The organism is Pseudomonas sp. NFACC32-1 (assembly GCF_900101215.1).
Classification (GTDB): Bacteria; Pseudomonadota; Gammaproteobacteria; order Pseudomonadales; family Pseudomonadaceae; genus Aquipseudomonas.
The window spans coordinates 167,171-186,232 of record NZ_FMUL01000013.1 but is presented as its reverse complement, the minus strand read 5'-3'; the positions used below and the strand labels follow the sequence as shown (position 1 = coordinate 186,232).

At 61.3% G+C, this 19,062-nt stretch carries 15 protein-coding genes, 1 tRNA gene and 2 pseudogenes; 11 read left to right on the top strand and 7 right to left on the bottom strand.

Annotation, left to right across the window (positions count from 1 at the left end):
* Positions 1 to 154 precede the first annotated feature (154 nt).
* Complete coding sequence (locus tag BLP99_RS19885) at positions 155 to 937, top strand: energy transducer TonB (protein WP_072396729.1); 783 nt, start codon at positions 155 to 157, stop codon at positions 935 to 937.
* Positions 930 to 1,382, top strand: coding sequence for a ribosomal protein S18-alanine N-acetyltransferase (gene rimI / locus BLP99_RS19880; RefSeq protein ID WP_072396731.1), 453 nt, complete (start codon positions 930 to 932; stop codon positions 1,380 to 1,382). Before BLP99_RS19885 ends, rimI begins: the two co-directional genes overlap by 8 nt.
* Before the next feature lie 132 nt (positions 1,383 to 1,514).
* On the opposite strand, the gene BLP99_RS19875 is transcribed toward rimI, so the two are convergent.
* On the bottom strand, positions 1,515 to 1,937 hold the full coding sequence (locus BLP99_RS19875) for a serine kinase/phosphatase (protein WP_072431544.1): 423 nt from the start codon (positions 1,935 to 1,937) through the stop codon (positions 1,515 to 1,517).
* A 130-nt stretch (positions 1,938 to 2,067) separates the two neighbouring features.
* Between BLP99_RS19875 and can the strand changes: the two genes are divergently transcribed.
* Positions 2,068 to 2,712 (top strand): carbonate dehydratase, encoded by a 645-nt coding sequence (gene can, locus BLP99_RS19870; RefSeq protein WP_072396736.1) that lies wholly within the window; start codon positions 2,068 to 2,070, stop codon positions 2,710 to 2,712.
* Positions 2,713 to 2,723: 11 nt separating this feature from the next.
* Here the strand turns inward: can and BLP99_RS19865 are convergent, their stop codons facing one another.
* From BLP99_RS19865 to BLP99_RS19855, 3 genes are all read right to left on the bottom strand, one after another.
* Positions 2,724 to 3,251 carry an SET domain-containing protein gene (locus BLP99_RS19865; RefSeq protein WP_072431545.1) on the bottom strand — a complete coding sequence of 176 codons (528 nt, stop codon included), beginning with the start codon at positions 3,249 to 3,251 and terminating at the stop codon, positions 2,724 to 2,726.
* 174 nt (positions 3,252 to 3,425) lie between these two features.
* On the bottom strand, positions 3,426 to 4,583 hold the full coding sequence (locus tag BLP99_RS19860) for a hypothetical protein (protein ID WP_072396751.1): 1,158 nt from the start codon (positions 4,581 to 4,583) through the stop codon (positions 3,426 to 3,428).
* A 112-nt stretch (positions 4,584 to 4,695) separates the two neighbouring features.
* The gene (locus tag BLP99_RS19855) at positions 4,696 to 6,114 is read right to left on the bottom strand and encodes a short-chain fatty acid transporter (RefSeq protein ID WP_072396758.1); all 1,419 of its coding nucleotides are present in this window, start codon (positions 6,112 to 6,114) and stop codon (positions 4,696 to 4,698) included.
* Positions 6,115 to 6,338: 224 nt separating this feature from the next.
* Here BLP99_RS19855 and BLP99_RS26935 point away from each other — a divergent pair.
* The 4 genes and pseudogenes from BLP99_RS26935 to BLP99_RS19840 form a co-directional block, all read left to right on the top strand.
* Positions 6,339 to 7,121 (top strand): annotated as a pseudogene (locus tag BLP99_RS26935) (PAS domain-containing protein); the annotation flags it as partial.
* Positions 7,122 to 7,229: 108 nt separating this feature from the next.
* A complete protein-coding gene (locus BLP99_RS26930) occupies positions 7,230 to 7,661 on the top strand; it encodes a methyl-accepting chemotaxis protein (protein WP_371128615.1) in 432 nt (143 codons plus the stop codon).
* A gap of 94 nt (positions 7,662 to 7,755) precedes the next feature.
* Positions 7,756 to 8,310, top strand: a complete 555-nt coding sequence (locus BLP99_RS19845) for a DUF2975 domain-containing protein (RefSeq protein WP_072396765.1) — start codon at positions 7,756 to 7,758, stop codon at positions 8,308 to 8,310.
* Between the two features lie 7 nt (positions 8,311 to 8,317).
* Complete coding sequence (locus tag BLP99_RS19840; protein ID WP_072431546.1) at positions 8,318 to 8,533, top strand: helix-turn-helix domain-containing protein; 216 nt, start codon at positions 8,318 to 8,320, stop codon at positions 8,531 to 8,533.
* A 21-nt stretch (positions 8,534 to 8,554) separates the two neighbouring features.
* Here the strand turns inward: BLP99_RS19840 and ggt are convergent, their stop codons facing one another.
* The 3 genes from ggt to BLP99_RS19825 all read right to left on the bottom strand — a co-directional run bounded on the left by ggt (position 8,555) and on the right by BLP99_RS19825 (position 12,871).
* Positions 8,555 to 10,399, bottom strand: a complete 1,845-nt coding sequence (gene ggt, locus BLP99_RS19835) for a gamma-glutamyltransferase (protein WP_072396776.1) — start codon at positions 10,397 to 10,399, stop codon at positions 8,555 to 8,557.
* A gap of 234 nt (positions 10,400 to 10,633) precedes the next feature.
* Positions 10,634 to 10,710: transfer RNA gene (locus BLP99_RS19830), tRNA-Met, on the bottom strand.
* 103 nt (positions 10,711 to 10,813) lie between these two features.
* Positions 10,814 to 12,871, bottom strand: a complete 2,058-nt coding sequence (locus BLP99_RS19825; RefSeq protein ID WP_072396778.1) for a methyl-accepting chemotaxis protein — start codon at positions 12,869 to 12,871, stop codon at positions 10,814 to 10,816.
* A 333-nt stretch (positions 12,872 to 13,204) separates the two neighbouring features.
* Here BLP99_RS19825 and BLP99_RS19820 point away from each other — a divergent pair, with 333 nt between their 5' ends.
* From BLP99_RS19820 to BLP99_RS19810, 4 genes and pseudogenes are all read left to right on the top strand, one after another.
* On the top strand, positions 13,205 to 14,422 hold the full coding sequence (locus tag BLP99_RS19820; protein ID WP_072396781.1) for an MFS transporter: 1,218 nt from the start codon (positions 13,205 to 13,207) through the stop codon (positions 14,420 to 14,422).
* 590 nt (positions 14,423 to 15,012) lie between these two features.
* Positions 15,013 to 16,275, top strand: a pseudogene (locus tag BLP99_RS26925) (PDC sensor domain-containing protein); the annotation flags it as partial.
* Positions 16,270 to 17,175: a methyl-accepting chemotaxis protein gene (locus BLP99_RS26920; RefSeq protein ID WP_371128613.1), complete on the top strand. Its 906-nt coding sequence runs from the start codon at positions 16,270 to 16,272 to the stop codon at positions 17,173 to 17,175. The pseudogene BLP99_RS26925 and the gene BLP99_RS26920, both read left to right, overlap by 6 nt.
* Before the next feature lie 313 nt (positions 17,176 to 17,488).
* Entirely contained in the window at positions 17,489 to 19,042 is a 1,554-nt protein-coding gene (locus BLP99_RS19810) for a TerC family protein (protein ID WP_072459380.1), read from the top strand.
* Positions 19,043 to 19,062 lie beyond the last annotated feature (20 nt).

Sequence of the window (19,062 nt, the reverse complement as noted above, 5' to 3'; positions counted from 1 at the left end):
AAGCGGCAATTGTACTGCATCGGACCGGTTGCGATTCACCCCTGAGACGGACTGTCGTCGCGGATCGATCAACTAATGAGTCAACGGGGAAGCGATCCGCGTCGAAGGGCGGTAGAATCCTCCCCACTTTCAGTTATCCACAAGTGGCCGACCCTTGCTTATCGAGTCTCGTCGCCGCGCCTATCTGACCGCCATGCAGGTGGTCACCTGGCTGCCGCGTACCGAATTGCCGTTCGCCGCCCCGTCGCGGCCCGAACTGCTGGAAACGCCCGAGCCGCCTGGCGTCGTGCCGGTGGTGGCGGAGCCTGTGGCCAAGACCGTTGTCGAGCCGGTGACACCTGTCGAGCGGCCGAAGGTCGACGTGCCACGCCCGAGCCTGGCCTCGACCCGCACCAATGCCAAACCGGTGGAAGAAGTGTCGTCGACGCCGGCACCGGCCCGGGTCGCTCCGGTTCCGCCACCGCGGTTTACCCTGCAGCTGCTGCGTGCGGGGCGTTGCCTGCTGCTGGTGGAGCTGCCCACCGGCGAACCGTTCCAAAGCCGCGATCCTGCCTACCTGTTGCTCAAGGACATGCTGCGCGCCGCCGGTCTGCCGGACAGCCCACAGATCGTGGGAGAACCGGTGCGTTGGCCGCTGCTGTCCCGTGGAACGATGGACCAGGGGCCGGAAGCGGCGCGGGATTTCGTCCAGGGCTTCGTTTCGGCGCGACTCGAAGACGAGCCCTGCGTGTGTTTGTGGCTGATCGGCCTGCCAGCGGTCAAATTTGCCGGCGAGGCGGACCAGGATGCGTTCAATCGGGAATTGCAGGTCGAAGGCCTGGGCTCGGCCTGGGCAGTCCCCGGGTTGGAATTGTTAATGGAAACGCCACAGCGCAAGGCTGAAGTCTGGCAAGCCATGCGCCGGCTGATGGCGCGCTGGAAAGAATCGAATGAGTGACGCTGTATCGTTCCGCCCGATGACCGAGGCGGACCTCGACGCTGTACTGAAAATCGAATATGCGGCCTACAGTCACCCCTGGACCCGCGGGATCTTTCTCGACGGATTGAGCAAATACCAGATATGGCTGATGTTCGAAGGCCAGCAGCAAGTGGGCCATGGTGTCGTGCAGATCATCCTCGACGAAGCGCACTTGCTCAATATCACCGTCAAGCCGGAGAACCAGGGCCGCGGCCTGGGGTTGCGCTTACTGGAACACCTCATGTCCATCGCCTTCAACGCCCAGGCCCGGGAGTGTTTCCTGGAGGTGCGCGACAGCAACCGCGCAGCGTTCCGGCTGTATGAGCGATACGGTTTCAACGAGATCGGCCGTCGGCGGGATTATTACCCGGCGGTGGGTGGCCGCGAGGACGCCGTGGTCATGGCGTGTACTCTCGTCGAGTGACGCCTTCGCGGTGTTGACGCAGGGCGGGCACCATGCCGGCAAACCCGCTCCTGCCGCAGGCCTCAGCCGGGCCGGCCGGTCTTGTGTGGGAGCGGGCTGGCCCTCGAAGAAGCCGTCACATCCTGTCCTGATTCAAGCTGACCCGGCGCCATCGCGCTTGCCATCCAGTGGATCGATCTGCGCCATTTCCGCTTCGTCCAGGCCATCGCCCCCGCCGATGTCGTTTTCACCGACCACGCTCAGGTCCCAGTCGGCCTGCTCATCGTCGCCGCTTTCATAGGCGTCGCGTGCGCCGTCCTCGCGGATGAGGGTTTCAGGGCTCATGTCGTCTTCGGTGGGCTGATGATCATCCACAGAGGCTCCGGTCAGGCCCGCTTCGCGAACGCGTTCGCGCGGCATCAATTGTTCGCGTTCTTTTTCCGGCAGTTCGTCGCCGATCTTCGCACTGGGCTCATCATCGTCGAACTCCAGTTCGTGCATCGAACCCATGCGGTCTTCGTTGTCGTCGATGGGTTCCGGTTGCACCGCATCGAAAGGACGTCGTGAATCGTTCATGGCTACTCCTCGTTCTGGCCGTTAATGGGTGGACCCGCGGCCGGGTCGAGAATTCCAACGGCATTACAGAAGTGACCTCGGCAAGCGGCGTGCTGTCAAAGTTGCGGACTATTCTCGAGGGCTGGATAGCATGAACGAACTACAAGATCTGATTGATAACAACGCGCGCTGGGCCGATGCGATCAAGCAGGAGGATCCTGACTTCTTCGCCAAGCTGGCCCGTCAGCAGACACCGGAGTACCTGTGGATCGGCTGTTCCGATGCGCGAGTGCCGGCCAACGAGATCGTCGGCATGCTGCCGGGCGATCTGTTCGTACACCGCAACGTGGCCAACGTGGTGCTGCACACCGATCTCAACTGCCTGTCGGTGATCCAGTACGCGGTGGACGTGCTCAAGGTCAAGCACATCCTGGTTACCGGCCACTACGGCTGCGGCGGCGTGCGCGCTTCGATGCAGGATCGTCAGCTGGGCCTGATCGACGGCTGGCTGCGCTCGATCCGCGACCTGTATTACGAGCACCGCGAAGCGTTGGCCCAACTGCCCACCGAAGAGGAGCGCGTTGACCGCCTGTGCGAACTCAACGTCATCCAGCAGGTGGCCAATGTCGGCCATACCAGCATCGTGCAGAACGCCTGGCACCGTGGTCAGAAACTGTCGATCCACGGTTGCATCTACGGCATCAAGGACGGACGCTGGAAGAGCCTGGACACCACGATCAGCGGCTTCGAGCAATTGCCACCGCAGTATCGCCTGCGTCCAGTGGACGCGCCCTGAGCCCGTTGGCGTCAGTCACGATGACAGCGACGGCGCCAATGCTTGAGGAACTTCATGCCCTGTTCATTGGGTGGCTCATCATAACCGGTGATCCACCCATGACAGTTGGACGAACCGCACCGGCAGGCAAACTGCCGGTACAGTTTCGGCTCGGTGCTGGCGTAATCCATGGTCAGGCTGTCGCCCGCCTGTATGGCGGTCAGTGACCACAACCATAATTCGCTCATGTCCAGAAAGACATTCGGGTTGCAGGAATGCACCAGCAGCCCGGCGAAGCGCGGATCGTACATGTGGATTTCCGGCAGGATCTGCAAAGTGTGCAGGCGTCGTCGGCCCAACAGCAGCCCCGATACCCGGCACATCCGCTCCATGGGGGCGAACCGCCTGCGGGCGACGACGCCGTTGCCGCGCCCATTGGCGCCGCGCAGCACTTCGAAATCCCGCGCAGACGGATAGCCCAGCCGAGTGCTGAGTTCCTTTTCCGGGTAGATACAGTCCCGGCCCCGTGAACAGGATCGATCGGTCACAAAAATGGTCATGACAGTCCTTGTCGGTGCTGGGCACCCGACTTGCTGGCGCTGGCATCCTGCCAGCGTCGTGATTGACCTGGATAGTCTGGCCCCGATCCGGGGTGGTATCTACTGTCAACTCTGACAGGCGTCAAAAGCGCTTTCCCGCGTGAGCGCAGGCTTACGCGGGAAAGTCTTCTCGGCTTATACCGGTTCGGCGGGTAGCGGCATCGGCGCTTTCAATTGAGGAAGCTGCGACTTGATCGCCGGCGTCTCGCATTTCTTTGCCGCTTCGTCAGGCGTGAGCTTGCGAATCGAGGTATAGAACAACTCGCAGGTCTTTTCCTTTTGCGTGACTTGCCAGGTCTGCGTGCATTGGTTCAGCAGTGTGCTCGGATCCGTGTTCGGCTTGCTGCCCATGCCGGCTTGCCAGCAGGCGGCGCTCAGATCCTGGCCCATGACTTTCAGGCCGGCCGCATCGGCCTTGGCTTCGTCGCCGTCGTAGCTGTCCGGATCGGCGGCGTACCAGATGTAGCTGGGGTGGTTGGAGCCCAGCACCGGTACCTTCAGTCCCGCCGTCGGCGTGATGGTCGCCAGGCCAAGCACGCCTACCGTCGGGCCGTACTGTGTCTTGATCCAGTTACGCACCGGGGCACCGAAGGCCACCATCGGCAATGCGGCTCCGCTGGAGCCCTGGCTGACTTGCTTGACCATGGTGGTCTGGTAGTCGTTGAAATAGTCGTAGACGCCTTCCAGGGCCGAACCGGCGTTGGATGGGGCTGCGATCGGCGCGATATCGATGATGGTCTGGTAGGCCGGGGTCTGGTCGGCGGCGATGCCGTTGACAGTCAACAGCGTGGCCCAGCGATCCGTGGTGGCCGATTCCAGGTAGTCCTGGGCCTGGGTCAGGGAGTAATCCGGCGGGAAGTGCAGCAGTTCAACACTCTTGCGGTTTTCCAGCGCCATGCCCAGCGGCAGGAACAGGTACCAGTTGTAGGCCCATTTCTTGTCGCCGTTGAGTTTGGTGGCGCCCGTGTAGGCCAGGTCACCGGCGTTGAGCAATGCGGTCAATGGCTGGCCGTAGCTCTTCGGCACGCCGGCTATATGGGCGTAGACCGTGTCATTGTCGCGTTTGACGCTGACCTTGGCCGCGCCGTAGCCGTCGCGCTGCACGCTCTGGGTCAGGTAATGCTCGACAGTCTGCTCCAGGGTCCAGTCGCGAAAACAGATGACGTTGCAGTTGTTGGGGTAGGCGAAAAGACGGGTCACGCGTTCGGTACTGCCAAGCTGTACATCGACGTCGGCATGGACGGTGGCGCTCAGCGCCAGGGCGGCAAGGGGAAGTACTGCGAGTTTAGACATGCTCAGATCCTTTTCAGCGTATGGGCCCCTCGGAACAGGGCGCCTCCATACTGAAACAGACCGGGCTTAAGAAAAAGTGGGCCGAGGTAAATATCGGCCCTTTTTTATGGCTTTATGGCATCACGGGCGGCAAATAATCCAACGTCGTTCCCAGCGCCCACAACAGCACCAGTACCAAGGGTGTGTGGACCAGCAATTGGACGAAGGAGAACCCGATCAGGTCCCTGGCCTTGAGCCCCAGCACACCGAGCAACGGCAGCATATAGAACGGATTGATCAGGTTGGGCAGCGCTTCGGCGGCGTTATAGATCTGTACGGCCCAGCCCAGGTGATAATTCAGGTCGTTGGCCACCTGCATCACATAGGGCGCTTCGATGATCCATTTACCGCCGCCGGACGGAATGAAGAAGCCCAGCACCGCCGAATAGACGCCCATCAGCAAGGCGTAGGTGTCATGCGATGCGATTTGTACGAAAAAGGTCGAAATATGGTGGGCAAGGGTCTGGGCATCGCTGCCCTTGACTGTGGTCAGTAACGCGGCAATGGAGCCGTACAACGGGAACTGGATCAGTACACCGGTTGTGGTCGGCACTGCGCGGGCCACGGCGTCGAGAAAGCTTCGCGGCCGCCAGTGCAGCAAGGCGCCCAGCATCAGGAACAGGAAGTTGTAGGTATTGAGCCCGGAAATCGCGCTGATCGCAGGCTTGCTCGAAAATTCGTGGAACAGCCAGCCAGCGGCCAACAGCACCAGGGCAATGGTCAGCAAGGGGCTGTGCTCCAGCCATTCGCCGGGACGGGTTCGTGGTTGCAAGGCCGGCATGCTGAAGCTCGGGTCGATTCCGCAGGCTGCGGCGTCGCGGGCGCTGTTCGGGCCCGGAGCGGTAGCGTAGGCCACGATCAAGGAGATCACGATCAACGCCAGCAGCATCACTGCGGACTGCCAGAGGAAAATGGTCTGGGTAAACGGGATGACGCCGGTGATCGCCAGGATCGACGGCGGCAGGCTGGCCGGGTTGGCCTGCAGTTGTGCCGCCGAGGACGACAACCCCAGGGCCCACACCGCGCCCAGGCCCAGGTAAGCGGCGGCGCCGGCGGCGCGATAATCCATTTTCAGATCGGTACGGCGGGCAAGGGCTCGTACCAACAGACCGCCGAACACCAGCGACAGGCCCCAGTTGAGCAGCGACGCAATCATCGAGATCAGCGCCACCCAGGCCACTGCCGAGCGGCCGTTCTTCGGGATGCGCGCCAGGCGATCGATCAGTCTGACGGCCGGCGGCGAGCTGGCGACCACATAGCCTCCGATCACGACGAATGCCATTTGCATGGTGAATGGGATCAGGCTCCAGAAACCGTCGCCGAATGCCATGGCGGCGGCCGTGGGCGTGGCGCCGATGAACTGCGTCGCCACCGCGACGACCAGCACAGCCAGGGCGGCGAAGACCCAGGAGTCAGGAAACCAGCGTTCGGCAAAACTGGAACAGCGCAAGGCGAAGCGGGCGGAGCGGCTGTCTTCGATGTCGGTGGTCACGGCAGTTACCTCGGTTTTTATGGTTGGTTTTGTGGGACGGGTAGCTGGAACAGTGAAGCCTCGGTAAACAGGGGCTACAGTAGAACAATCCACTGACCCTGGAAGGTTGGCCCGGGTTCTGGATCCGCGGAAAAAATTTCGGCCGACCAATGGCACTCTTCAGAAAAAAATCACCGGGCCGATGGCAAGAGGAATAGGCCCGTTAACCTCCTGCCCGTCGGAGCATGCCCATGTTCAATCAACGCTTGAAGCAGGAGCTGTCGGCTCTTCGCCAAGAACTGTCCAGCCTCATGCAAGTGAAGGAAAGCCTGGACCGCGAAATGCTGGCCCTGACCCTGGATGCAGAGGGCCGGGTGCAGTCGGTCAATCAGAAATTCCTCGATGAAATGCATTACAAGGGCCAGGATCTCATTGGCCGCTCTGTCGAGGACCTTATTCCTGGGTACTTGAAATCCAACGAGCACCAGCTTCGTTTCAAGACGGCGTTGACCCGCGGCGAACATTTTTCCGGGGCCGTGCGCCTGATGCGAGGCGATGGCAAGGAAGCCTGGTTGCGTTCGATTCTTCAGCCAGTACGGACTGTCGACGGGCGGATCCGGTTTTTCTCGATGTATTCCAATGACCTGACCCGCACCATCGAGGGCTCTCGCGAGCATGAAAACCTTATCGGTGCGCTGGTGCGTTCGACGGCGGTGATCGAGTTCGACCTGGGCGGCCACGTCCTGACAGCCAATGATCGCTTCCTCAATGCCATGGGCTACAGCCTGGCGCAGATCAAGGGCAAGCACCACCGCATGTTCTGCGAGCCGGAGGAATACAACGGCGCGCAATACCAGCAGTTCTGGAAGCGCCTGAACAACGGCGAGTTCGTGGCCGGTCGCTTCAAGCGCCTGGACAGCAATGGGCGCGAGGTCTGGCTGGAGGCGTCCTACAACCCGGTGGTGGATGCCAACGACCGACTCTACAAGGTGGTCAAGTTCGCTACGAACATCACCGACCAGGTCAACCAGGAAAAAGCCGTCGCCGAGGCGGCCAGCATTGCCTACAGCACCTCGTTGCAGACCGACAACAGTGCCCAGCGCGGTACCTCGGTGGTGACCCAGGCCGTGGAAGTGATGCGCGACCTGGCCCGGCACATGCAGACCGCCGGAGAGGGTATCGAAGCCCTGAACGAGCAGTCCCTGGTGATCGGCACCATCGTCAAGACCATCAGCGGCATCGCCGAGCAAACCAACCTGCTGGCCCTCAACGCGGCCATCGAGGCTGCCCGGGCCGGCGAGCAGGGGCGGGGCTTCGCGGTGGTGGCCGATGAAGTGCGCCAACTGGCTTCGCGCACCAGCCAGGCTACCGATGAGATTGTCGGCGTCGTCCGCCAGAACCAGGACATGGCACGCAACGCCGTTTCGTTGATGACGGACGGCCAGCACCAGGCCGAACAGGGCCTGGCCCTGGCCGCTGAAGCCGGATCGGTGATCGTCGAGATCCAGGACGGCGCGAAAAAAGTGGTCGATGCGGTGAGTCAGTTTGCTAACCAGCTGTCCACTTGAAGCAAGGGTATTATCGTTTTTTACATATTAATTATTGTTTTGCGATAATTTTGTGGCTATGTTCTGGGCTCCTTTCGTTTGGTTGGAGCCTCGCATGTCTTCGAATCGTCTCGCCCTCTACAGCCAGCGCATGGCCGTCATTACGCTTGTCTTCATTGTCGTGATGATGGCCGTCAATGCGGCGGCCTGGTTGTTTCCGGAAGTTGCCTTGAAATACGGCCTGAGTTTTGCCCTGACCGAGCGACAGTTGTCCGGCCTGGTGGACGGGGCGGTGGGGTTGAGCGGTTGGCAACGCCTTGGCGGGATCCTGCTGTCGAGCATCCCCTTGCTGGCGCTGGCAGCCGGACTGGTCAATTTGCGGCAGCTATTCAGGCATTATGCGCAAGGGATGTACTTTTCCAGCGAGGCAGCCGTCTACCTGGGCAATACCGGCCGAGCGGTAGCGTTGTGGGTGTTGCTGGATTTCCTCTGTGAGCCGTTTCTCAGCCTGCTCGTGACGATAAACGCCCCGGTCGGCCAGCGATTGATTACCCTCAGCGTGACGGCCCCCTCCTTTGTCGCTTTGTTTCTTGCCGCCTGTATCGCGATCATTGCCAGGATTCTGTCCCAGGCCAGCGAAGTCGATTCAGAAAACAGAACATTCGTTTGAGATTGTCATGCCTATCGTCATTCAACTGGATGTGATGCTGGCGACGCGCAAGGTCAAATCCAAGGACCTTGCCGCCGCTATCGGTATTACCGAAGCCAACCTCTCCTTGTTGAAGCAAGGAAAGGTCAAGGGCATACGCCTGGCGACCCTGGAGGCGATCTGCAGCTACCTGCAGTGCCAGCCCGGCGATCTACTGGTCTACCAACCCGAGGGGGAGCCCTGATTCCTTCAGGGCCTGGCTTCGTCAGTCTCCCAGGGCTTCTCCTTCGCGCCGCGGGTCTGCCCCCCCGGCCAATGATGTTCTGCCTTGTGGATCACGTAGCCGGACAATCGCCTGGGTCCCGCTGGTCATGTCGATCTCGGTCACGGTGTGGCCCTTGTCCTTCAGTGCCTGGATCAGGGTTGGGCTGAACTGGCCCTGCTCCAGCTCGGTGGGGCCGTTGCGACTGCCGAAGTTGGGCAGGTTGATGGCGGTTTGCGGGTCCAGTTGCCAATCCAGCAGTCCGATCACCGACTTGGCGACATACTCGATGATCTGCGAGCCGCCCGGTGAGCCAACGGCGGCCAACAGTTCGCCGCTCTGGCGATCGAAGATCAGGGTCGGTGCCATGGAGGAGCGTGGGCGCTTGCCGGGTTCGACCCGGTTCGCCACCTTCCGCCCTTGTTCTTCGGGGATGAACGAAAAATCGGTCATCTGGTTGTTGAGCATGAAACCCTGGACCATCAGGTGCGAGCCGAAGGCCGATTCCACCGTGGTGGTCATGGACACGGCACCGCCCTGATCGTCCACTGCCACCACTTGTGAAGTGGAAATGCGCAGGGGAGAGCGGTCCGGTGCATAGGCCACCTGAACGCCCGGTGGTGTGCCGGGCTTGGCGACGCCCATGCTCCGCGGTCCGATCAGGCTGGCGCGGCTTGCCAGGTAGCCTGGGTCGACCAGGCCCTTGACCGGCACGGGGATAAAATCCGAATCGGCGACGTATTGGGCGCGGTCGGCGTAGGCCAGGCGTTGCGCTTCGGCGATCAGATGAACCGCTTGGGGCGCGGGTTCAAGGCCGGCGGGTTTATCGGTCTTGAGGGGCTTCAAGGGCGCAATGGCTGCGTGGCTGTCGCGCTGCTCCAAGGCCTGCAACGTCCCGAGAATCTGCGCCACGGCAATTCCACCGGAAGAGGGCGGGGCCATGCCGCAGACCTGCCAGCGCTTGTAGTCGGTGCACAGCGGCGCGCGCTCCCGGGCGGCGTAACCCTTGAGATCATTCAGTGAAAGGCTGCCGGGGTTGGCATGTCCCTGCACCTTGGCGACGATTTCCTTGGCGATCGCGCCCTCGTACAACGCATCGGCTCCTTCATTGGCGATACGCTTGAGCACGCCGGCCAGCGCAGGATTCTTCAGCAATGTACCAACGGCCTTCGGCCTGCCATCGGCATTGAGGAAATAGGCGGCCATGTCCGGCGAACCTGGCAGGGATGGGTCCGCCGCGATCATCGAGTGCAACCGTGGCGAAATCGCAAAGCCCTGTTCCGCCAGCCTGATGGCAGGCTCGAACAGACTGGCCCATTTCAGCCGGCCATGCTTGCGATGAGCCAATTCCAGCGCGCGCAGCACGCCGGGCGTGCCCACGGAACGGCCACCGATCTGTGCGGCGGTAAATGGCATGGGCTTGCCGTCGGCTTGCAGGAACAGTTTCTCGGTGGCGCCGGCCGGTGCCGTTTCGCGACCGTCATAGGTGCGCACGGCCTTACCGTCCCACAGCACGATGAACGCGCCGCCGCCAATGCCTGAAGACTGCGGCTCCACCAGGGTGAGTACCGCCTGCATGGCAATCGCCGCGTCGATGGCCGAGCCTCCGCGCCGCAACATTTCCCGCCCGGCTTCGGCGGCCAGGGGGTTGGCCGCTGCGGCCATGTGTTTGTCGGCGTGTCGGGTCTGCAGGTCGGTGCGATAGCCGGAAGCGATTTCCGGTGCGGTCGGTAATGCTGGGGGGGCGGTGGAAGAGGGTGGAGCCTTACAGGCGGCGAGTGTGAGAGCGACAGCCAGCAGCGAAACGGCTGACAGACGATGAAGATTCGGTTTGAGAGCTGTAAGCACGTGTCACTCCATCCGTGGGTCAGGGGGATGGGGCCGACTGTAGCGCGTGCTTTCATTGGATGTCGAATTCGCTGCCGGCACTTGGGCAGACGTCGAACCTTCTTCATGGCAGGTGAACTGTGGATCAAATGCACAGGCTGGCGGGGGACATCCCGCTTCTGGCCGTCCTCGGATCGACGGTTTCTTCGAGGCATAAAAAAACGGCTTATCTTTCGATAAGCCGTTTTTAGTACTTGGTGGCTACACAGGGACTTGAACCCCGGACCCCAGCATTATGAATGCTATGCTCTAACCAACTGAGCTATGTAGCCAAGTGGCGCGCATTATTCGCCGGTAACGAGGAAGTGTCAAGCGTAAATCTGAAATATTTCTCTGCGCTTTCAACTGCTTATCCATCCTCGCCACAAATGCCTGTCAGCCGAGTTGAAATCTTCCGGTGTTGGCGCTCAGAGCCTGGCTTCCCTGGCTCAGGGTATCGGCTGCCAGGTTCACTGCCCGTGCACCTTCGAGCAAGCGCATGGCCGCCTGGTCGACCTGCTGGATATTGCCGCTGACCTCATCGGCTGTACTGGCCTGTTCGTCCACGGCGGTGGCGATCTGCGCCAAGGTATCGGTGACGCTTTGCACGGCGCTGGCAATTTCTCCCAATCGTTCGCCCAGGCTGGTGACGGCTTGCGCATCGGTCTGTGCCTGCTCGCAGGCGGCTTCCATCAGGCTGACGGCTTCGTTGACCGTGGCGCGCAGGCTGTCGACGGTGCCCGCGATCTGCTGTGTGGAGGATTGGGTGCGTTGCGACAGGCTACGGACTTCATCGGCCACCACTGCAAAACCACGGCCTTGCTCACCGGCGCGAGCGGCTTCGATGGCGGCGTTGAGGGCCAGCAGGTTGGTCTGCTCGGCCACGCCGCGGATGGTGTCCACTACCATCTGGATCTGTTGCCCTTGCTCGCTTACCCGGCCCAGTGCGGCGGCGGTGTCGTTGAGTCGCTGGTTGAGTTGCTGGATGCTCGCCGTGGTGCGTTGGCTGTCGCGGCTGCTGTCGGCGGCGATGCGTCGGGTCTGTTGGGCGCTGCCGGCTGCCTGTTCGCAGCTTTTGGCCACGCCTTGGGACGTCGCGGCCAGTTGCGTCGCGGCAGCCGCGATCTGGCTGATCTGCAACTGCTGGGCCTCGACTTCGCCCAGGGCCCCGCTGGAGTGGGTGTTGAGGGTGCGCACGGCGTCGCTCACTTGCAACGTCTCATGATCGACCCCCAGCAGGCTGCTGCGTAGCTGCACCACGGCAACGTTCAAGGCTGTGCTGATGGCCGCCAGTTCGTCGCGTCCCTGCACCGGCACTTGCAGGCTGAGGTTACCGTCACGCAGGGCTTCGGCCAGTACGGTGATGCCGCTGGCGCTACGGCGGATAGACGACTGCAGGCAAATGAACAGATAGAGCGCTGCCAGCAGCAGGCAACCCAGTACCGTCGCCACCAGGACGAACTGGCGGATCGCCGAGCCGTGGTAGTGGTCCAGCCGCGTATCCAGCGCCACCAGGGATTGCTGGCGCAGGAGCGCCAGGTCGACGAGGAGGGCATCCAGGTGCTTCTCGAAATCTTCCGGCTTGAGATTGATAGAACCGCCGAACACGCCGTCATCCAGGACTTTGAGGCCCGCATCCAGATGTTTGAGGCTGCCCTGGTATTGACCGGCCCAGCCTTGCAGTTCGCTGGGCAGGCGTGCCTCCAGCAGCCCGCCGGTCTTGAGCAGTTGATCCCGGGCGTCACCGATCCGGCTGCGCAGGTCGCGCAATTGCAGGCGGCTCTGCAGGGTGAATTGGCCTGACACCACCGAAGCCTGGCCGACGCTGGCCAGGCGCCCGACCCGCTCGATCAGGTCTGGGGTCTGCTGGGTGGAGATCTGGGTCAACAGATAGGTCTCGAGCCAGGAGGCGAGGGTCAGGCGGTTGTCCATCACGATCTGCTCGCGCAAGGCTTGCAAGGCGCTGAGCGACGCGGTGAAGCGATCATAGCCGTCCGGCCACCAGCCTACGGAGCCCAGGCTTTTCGAATCCAGGCCTTTGAGGCTGTCTTGCAAGGTCTGGTAACGGCTGAGGGTGTCGCCTTCGGCTCCTTCCGTCTGCAGGGTCGTGCCCAGTTCATTGGCGGCCTGGTTGAGGGCCGGTTGCACGGCGTCGAAAGCCGCCATCGCCGCGAGCGTGGCTGGCGTGGGTTGTCGGTTGGTCTCCGTGGCGCGCCACCGGGCCGCACGGTTGCGCTGGGCGGTCAGCAGGTTGTCCAGGTTATCCAGGGCCAATAGCTGGCGTACCCCGGCGCGTTCGCCGGAAATCAGGTTGAGTTTGTCGCGATAATCCTGGCCGATGATCCACAGGCTGCCCATGATCGGCAGAATGAAAAGCAGGAACAGCAGCTGGAATTTACGGGCGAAACCGAAACGCCCCAGCAGCCTGATGCCCGGTGATAGAAAAGCCTGCATGCCCATACTCCCCTGAACACCCTTGCACTGTTTTTGTGCGTTTCTACACAAGTGCGCAAACGGGTGCCCTTTTAAAAGGCCTCGAAAGTTTGCCCAGGTCCGCTCTGTAGGCAGGCTCTGTAGCGAAACTTCCCATTCTCGGTCCCCTTTGTAAGAGGCCGCGTCGTAGGCGATAAGCAAGGCAAGATTCAGACCATGGCTTTGAGCTATCACCTTGCTCGAGGACAATTTTTCACAGTCGATAGCTAGCTAATGGGATAGCCTTGTTGCACCGAAAAATGGCACATTGATGAACCTGCCCGTGTGCACCCATCCGATGTATGGAAACCTCCCATGGCTATCAGCAATCCCCAGGCCGGCATTGCCCCCATTCCGACCGCCACCGACAGCAGCCCCCTGGTCATGCGCATCATTGGCGCCGTGGCACTGGCGCATCTGATCAATGACCTGATCCAGGCCGTCCTGCCCTCGATCTATCCGATGCTCAAGGACAGCTACGGCCTGAGCTTTACGCAGGTGGGCCTGATCACCTTGACCTTCCAGCTCACCGCTTCGCTGCTTCAGCCCTGGGTCGGCTATCACACCGACCGGCACCCCAAGCCCTGGCTGCTGCCGGCCGGTACGGTGTGCACCCTGATCGGCATCGTGATGATGGCCATGGTGGGCAGCTTCGCCATGATCCTGCTGGCCGCCGCGCTGATCGGCATCGGTTCGTCGACTTTTCACCCGGAAGCCTCACGGGTTGCCCGACTGGCCTCGGGCGGGCGTTACGGCCTGGCGCAGTCGACGTTCCAGGTCGGCGGTAACGCCGGTTCCGCGTTCGGTCCCTTGCTGGCGGCGGCGATCATCGTTCCATACGGGCAGGGAAATGTGGCCTGGTTCGGTCTGTTCGCGCTGTTCGCCCTGTTTGTGCTGTACCGCATCAGCCGCTGGTACGCCAATCACCTGAACCTGTTCAAGCTCAGGCAGGGCCAGGCGGCCACCCATGGTTTGTCCAGGGGACGGGTACTCAGTGCGCTGGTGGTGTTGGGGCTGTTGGTGTTCTCCAAGTATTTCTACATGGCCAGTTTCACCAGCTATTTCACTTTCTACCTGATCGAGAAGTTCGACCTGTCGGTGGCCTCCTCGCAGTTGTACCTGTTCCTGTTCCTCGGCGCAGTGGCGGCGGGCACGTTCTTCGGCGGTCCTATCGGCGACCGGATCGGGCGCAAGGCGGTCATCTGGTTCTCGATCCTGGGCGTGGCGCCGTTCACCTTGATCCTGCCCCATGTCGACCTGCTGTGGACCAGCATTCTCAGCGTGGTCATCGGTTTCATCCTGGCGTCGGCGTTCTCGGCCATCGTGGTGTACGCCCAGGAACTGGTGCCGGGTAATGTCGGAATGATCGCCGGAGTGTTCTTCGGGCTCATGTTCGGCTTCGGCGGGATCGGTGCCGCGTTGCTGGGGCATCTGGCGGACATCCATGGCATCGAGCATGTGTACTGGCTGTGTTCGTTCCTGCCTCTGCTGGGTGTGTTGGCGATCTTTCTGCCAAGGACCAAGAAAGCCTGAGGCGGGCGGTACCGATGTGGCAGGGGACCCCAGGTCCCTTGCCACGGGCTGTGTTCAACGCTGTATTCGACGAGGGTGAAAAAGAGCGGCCGGCCCCGTCGGCGTAGTTGCCCATCCTTTGGAATAACCGTGGCGAACGTCCAATCAGTAGCCGACGAGTCAGTGCCGTTACTACCAAAGTACTGATTTGTATAAGTCCTAAGTTGATGTTGTAGAAATATTGCCCGTGCTAATTTGCTGCCGTGGTTGTTGGTTTGAATGGATTCTGCGGCTTTATTCAAGGTGACCCTGGGTTACAGCAGAAGTGGGCTTCTACATTCTTTCCGCCTATCACCCTCGTGTCGTCGAAATAACGCCTCCGGTCTTTGATTCGAACGCCTCTACCGCCGCCCGGTGAATAGAGCGATGAACCTTGCCCCCACCTGCCACGTTTCATGCTGATGAGTCAGCTGTATCGCCGTGCCCCTGAAGGCGTTCGCCTGAGAAACGGCGTAAGCAGCAACGATCGTTTGTTATCCGCCACGTCGTGCACACGTTGGAATGCCGTCGTCGTTGACGTCGGCAATAAATAGAATCAGGCAGGGGTTGATATGAAGTTCAAGTCATTGCAGGCACGCATTTGTGTCACGGCGGGCGTATGCCTGTTTGTCTCATCGATCAGCCTGGTTGTGTACGGGCTCTTCAGTGCTCGGGCCAATGAGCAATATGTCGCGACCGAAGTCAGCGCGCTGATTGAAAAGTCGACCATCCGGGAAATCCAGAACCTGGCCGAGTCCCGTGCCAATGCCATCCAGGCCAGGCTGCAGAATGCGCTGGATGCGGCCCGTACGATGGCCAATACCTTTGCCGCCAGCAAGGTGGCGCAAAGCCCCCTGGCCCTGGGACGGGAACAGATCAACAGCGTCCTGCTCGGCGTGCTCAAGGATAACCCGGACTTCAACGGTACCTATTCCTGCTGGGAGCCCAATGCGCTGGACGGGCAGGATGCTGCGTTCCGCAATGCCGAGGACGGCAACAATCCGCTGACCGGCCGCTTCACCCCGTATTGGACACGCAGTGCCGACGGCCATATCGCGGTGCAGCCCCTGGTCGAATACGACTCTGCGGACCGTCACCCCAACGGTGTGCCCAAGGGCGGCTGGTACAGCGGGCCGCGCGATACCCTGAAGGAGAGTGTGCTGGACCCCATTCCCTATGTGGTCCAGGGCAAGAACGTCTGGCTGACGACTCTGTCGGTCCCCATCGTGGCCAACGGCAAGTTCTATGGGGTGGTCGGAGCGGACTTCGATATCGCCTTTATCCAGAAGCTCAGCGAGCAGATGTCCGCTGAACTCTACGACGGTAAAGGTACCGTCACTATCTTGAGTAACCAGGGACTGGTAGTGGCCGACAGTCGGCGTACCGATCTGATTGGCCAGCCCATCAAGGCCCTGTTGCCTGGGTCGTGGGAAAAAGTGCTTCGCGACATCCAGGGCGGGCAGGGCGATGGCTTGCTCAACCCGCAGACGCAGGACATCGAAGTGCTGATGCCCATCAGCCTGGGTCGCACGGGCAAGCCATGGGCGGTGCTGATTCGCCTGCCCAAGGCCGTGGTCATGAGCCAGGCCATCGCCCTCGAACAAGAGCTGCAGGCGCGCAGCATCAACAACAGCATCTGGCAGGTGTCGGCGGGGATGCTCATCTCGCTGCTGGCCTTGGCTGCCTTGTGGTTTGCCGCCGCGAAAATCGTCGGGCCGATTCGCGAGGCCGCAGCCTTGGCCGCCAATATCAGCCTGGGGGATTTTTCCCGGCGCCTGGTGCAGAAATCCGAGGATGAAGTGGGCCAGCTGTCGGCCGCGCTCAACGACATGTCCGAAAGCCTGCAGCGGCAGGTCCGGGTGGCCGAGCGCATTTCCGAGGGCGATCTGGACCTGGAGGTGCGCTTGTCCTCGCCCAACGACACCCTTGGCAAGTCCCTGGAGAAAATGGTCAGTAACCTCAACCAGCTGATCTGCGAAGTCCAGGCCAGCGCCACCCAGATTACCGGCAGCTCGGCCCAGGTCACCGACCTGAGCCAGTCGTTATCCGAAGGGGCGTCCAACTCCGCATCGTCCATCACTGAAATCAGTGCCGTGATGACGCAGATGGCCGCGCAGACCAGGGACAACGCCGACAACGCCAGGAAAGCCGATGAGCAGTCACAGGCTTCGAGGGCCGATGCGGGTGAGAGTGACAAGCTGATGAGCGAGCTGATTGCCGCCATGACCGAGATCGACAACTCGGGCAAGGACATCACGGCGATCATCACCACCATCGATAACATTGCCGCGCAAACCAACCTGCTGGCCCTCAACGCAGCCATCGAAGCGGCCCGGGCGGGTGAGCTGGGACGCGGTTTCGCCGTGGTGGCCGATGAAGTGCGCAGCCTGGCTGCCCGCAGCGCCGAGGCCGCGCAGCAGACGGCGGCGTTGATCGCCGACTCCTCGAGCAAGACCCAGCGGGGCATGATCATCGCGGGCCGGACTGCTGAGTCCTTGAAGAACATCGTCAATGGCACCAGCGCGGTTTCCAATCTGGTCTCGCTGATCTACCAGGCGTCCAGCGAGCAGGCGTCGGGCTTGCAGCAGGCCAGTATCGGGCTGGAGCAGATCGATGAAGTGACGCAGAAAAACCAGTCGAACTCGCAAGAATGCGCAGTGGCTGCCAAGGACCTTTCGGAGCGGGCCTCGTTGATGCAGCGGGTGCTGGGACGCTTCAAAGTCAAGAGAGGCTGAGCGCTACAGATCTGCGCCGGATGAAAAAATCCCCAGCGATGCCGGGGATTCTCCGGGGCCGAGCCGTGGGGCAGCGGGGGCATCGCTGTCTCCATGGGCTGGGTGTTGTCAGATCCGGTAATAATTCATCAGGCATGAGGCGTTCGGAAACGTTGTAGGATTTTTTTCCCCTATTTCTTTTCAGGTCTCTATGAACGCCCCGCTGGAACCTCCCTGTCGTCTGTTTCAATGCACGCCCCCCAAGGGTTCGCTTCACGTCGATAGGCATGCGCCTGCGCCATTGCCCTCGATGCTGCGAAAGGAGCTGTAATCCATGGAATGGATCGTCGACCCCACGGCATGGCTTGGCCTGCTGACCCTGATCGTGCTGGAGCTGGTGCTCGGCATCGATAACCTCGTATTCATTGCCATCCTGGCGGACAAGCTGCCACCCGCGCAGCGCGATCGTGCGCGGATCATCGGTCTGTCCCTGGCGCTGTTGATGCGCCTTGGCCTGTTGGCCAGCATTTCCTGGATGGTGACCCTGACCGCGCCGTTGTTCGAAGTCTTCGGCAAGACGTTTTCGGGACGGGACCTGATCATGCTATTCGGGGGTGTGTTCCTGTTGTTCAAGGCCACCATGGAGTTGCATGAGCGCCTCGAAGGCCATGTGGTGCAACGCTCGGGTCAGGGTGCCTATGCGATGTTCTGGCCGATCGTCGCGCAGATCGTGGTACTCGATGCGGTCTTTTCGCTGGACGCCGTGATCACGGCGGTGGGCATGGTAGAGCACTTGTCGGTCATGATGATCGCGGTGATTTTCTCCATCGGCTTGATGATCATCGCAAGCAAGCCCCTGACGCGCTTCGTCAACAGCCATCCCACCGTCATCATGCTTTGTCTTGGCTTCCTGATGATGATCGGCTTCAGCCTCACCGCGGAAGGTCTGGGTTTCCATATTCCGAAAGGCTACCTGTATGCCGCGATTGGCTTCTCGATCCTGATCGAGCTGTTCAACCAGGTGGCTCGCCTGCGTCGCAGGAAGAGCCTGCACGGACAGCGCCCCATGCGCGAGCGTACCGCCCACGCCGTCCTGCGGTTATTGGGGGGACGCAAGCCGGATGCCGACGAGGTGGGTGAGGAGATCGCCGACATGCTGGCGGGCGATGACACCGACCAGGTGTTCGACCGACGCGAACGCGTCATGATCAGCGGGGTGTTGCAATTGGCAGAGCGCCCCATCCGTACGGTGATGACTCCCCGTGCCGAGGTTGATCACATCGATGTGGCCGACTCGCCCGAGAACATTCGTACACGGCTGATGCATTCGTCGTACTCCCGGTTGCCCTTGATCCGGGAAGGGCGGGTGGATGAGCCATTGGGTTTTGTCCACAAGAAAGAGCTGTTCAAGGAACTGCTGGCCGGCAACCAGCCGAATCTGCAAACCATGGCCCGCAAGGCGATCAACCTGCTGGATACCTTCACGATTCTCAACGCGTTGGAGCAGATGCGCAAAGAGTCGACCCACATCGCGTTTGTGGTGAACGAATTCGGTGACTTCGTGGGGCTGCTCACCATGACCGATATCCTTGAGTCCATCGCCGGTGAGTTGCCCGATGCCAGTGAAATCGAAGGGCCGAATATCGTGGCCCGGGAAGACGGCTTTCTGGTCAGTGGCGCGTTGAATCTCAGCCAGGTTGGCGAGCACACGGGCTTGCAGGCGAAAGCCACGGACGACTACCAGACCTTGGCCGGGATGGTCATGAGCTTGCTGGACCGTCTGCCTGTCATCGGCGACCGGCTCAATTGGCAGGAATGGAGCATGACGGTGGTGGAGGTCCAGGAACGTCGAGTGACGAGGGTGCTGCTGCGGAAAGAGGAGGCATAAAAGGAGCGAGGCTTCAGGTG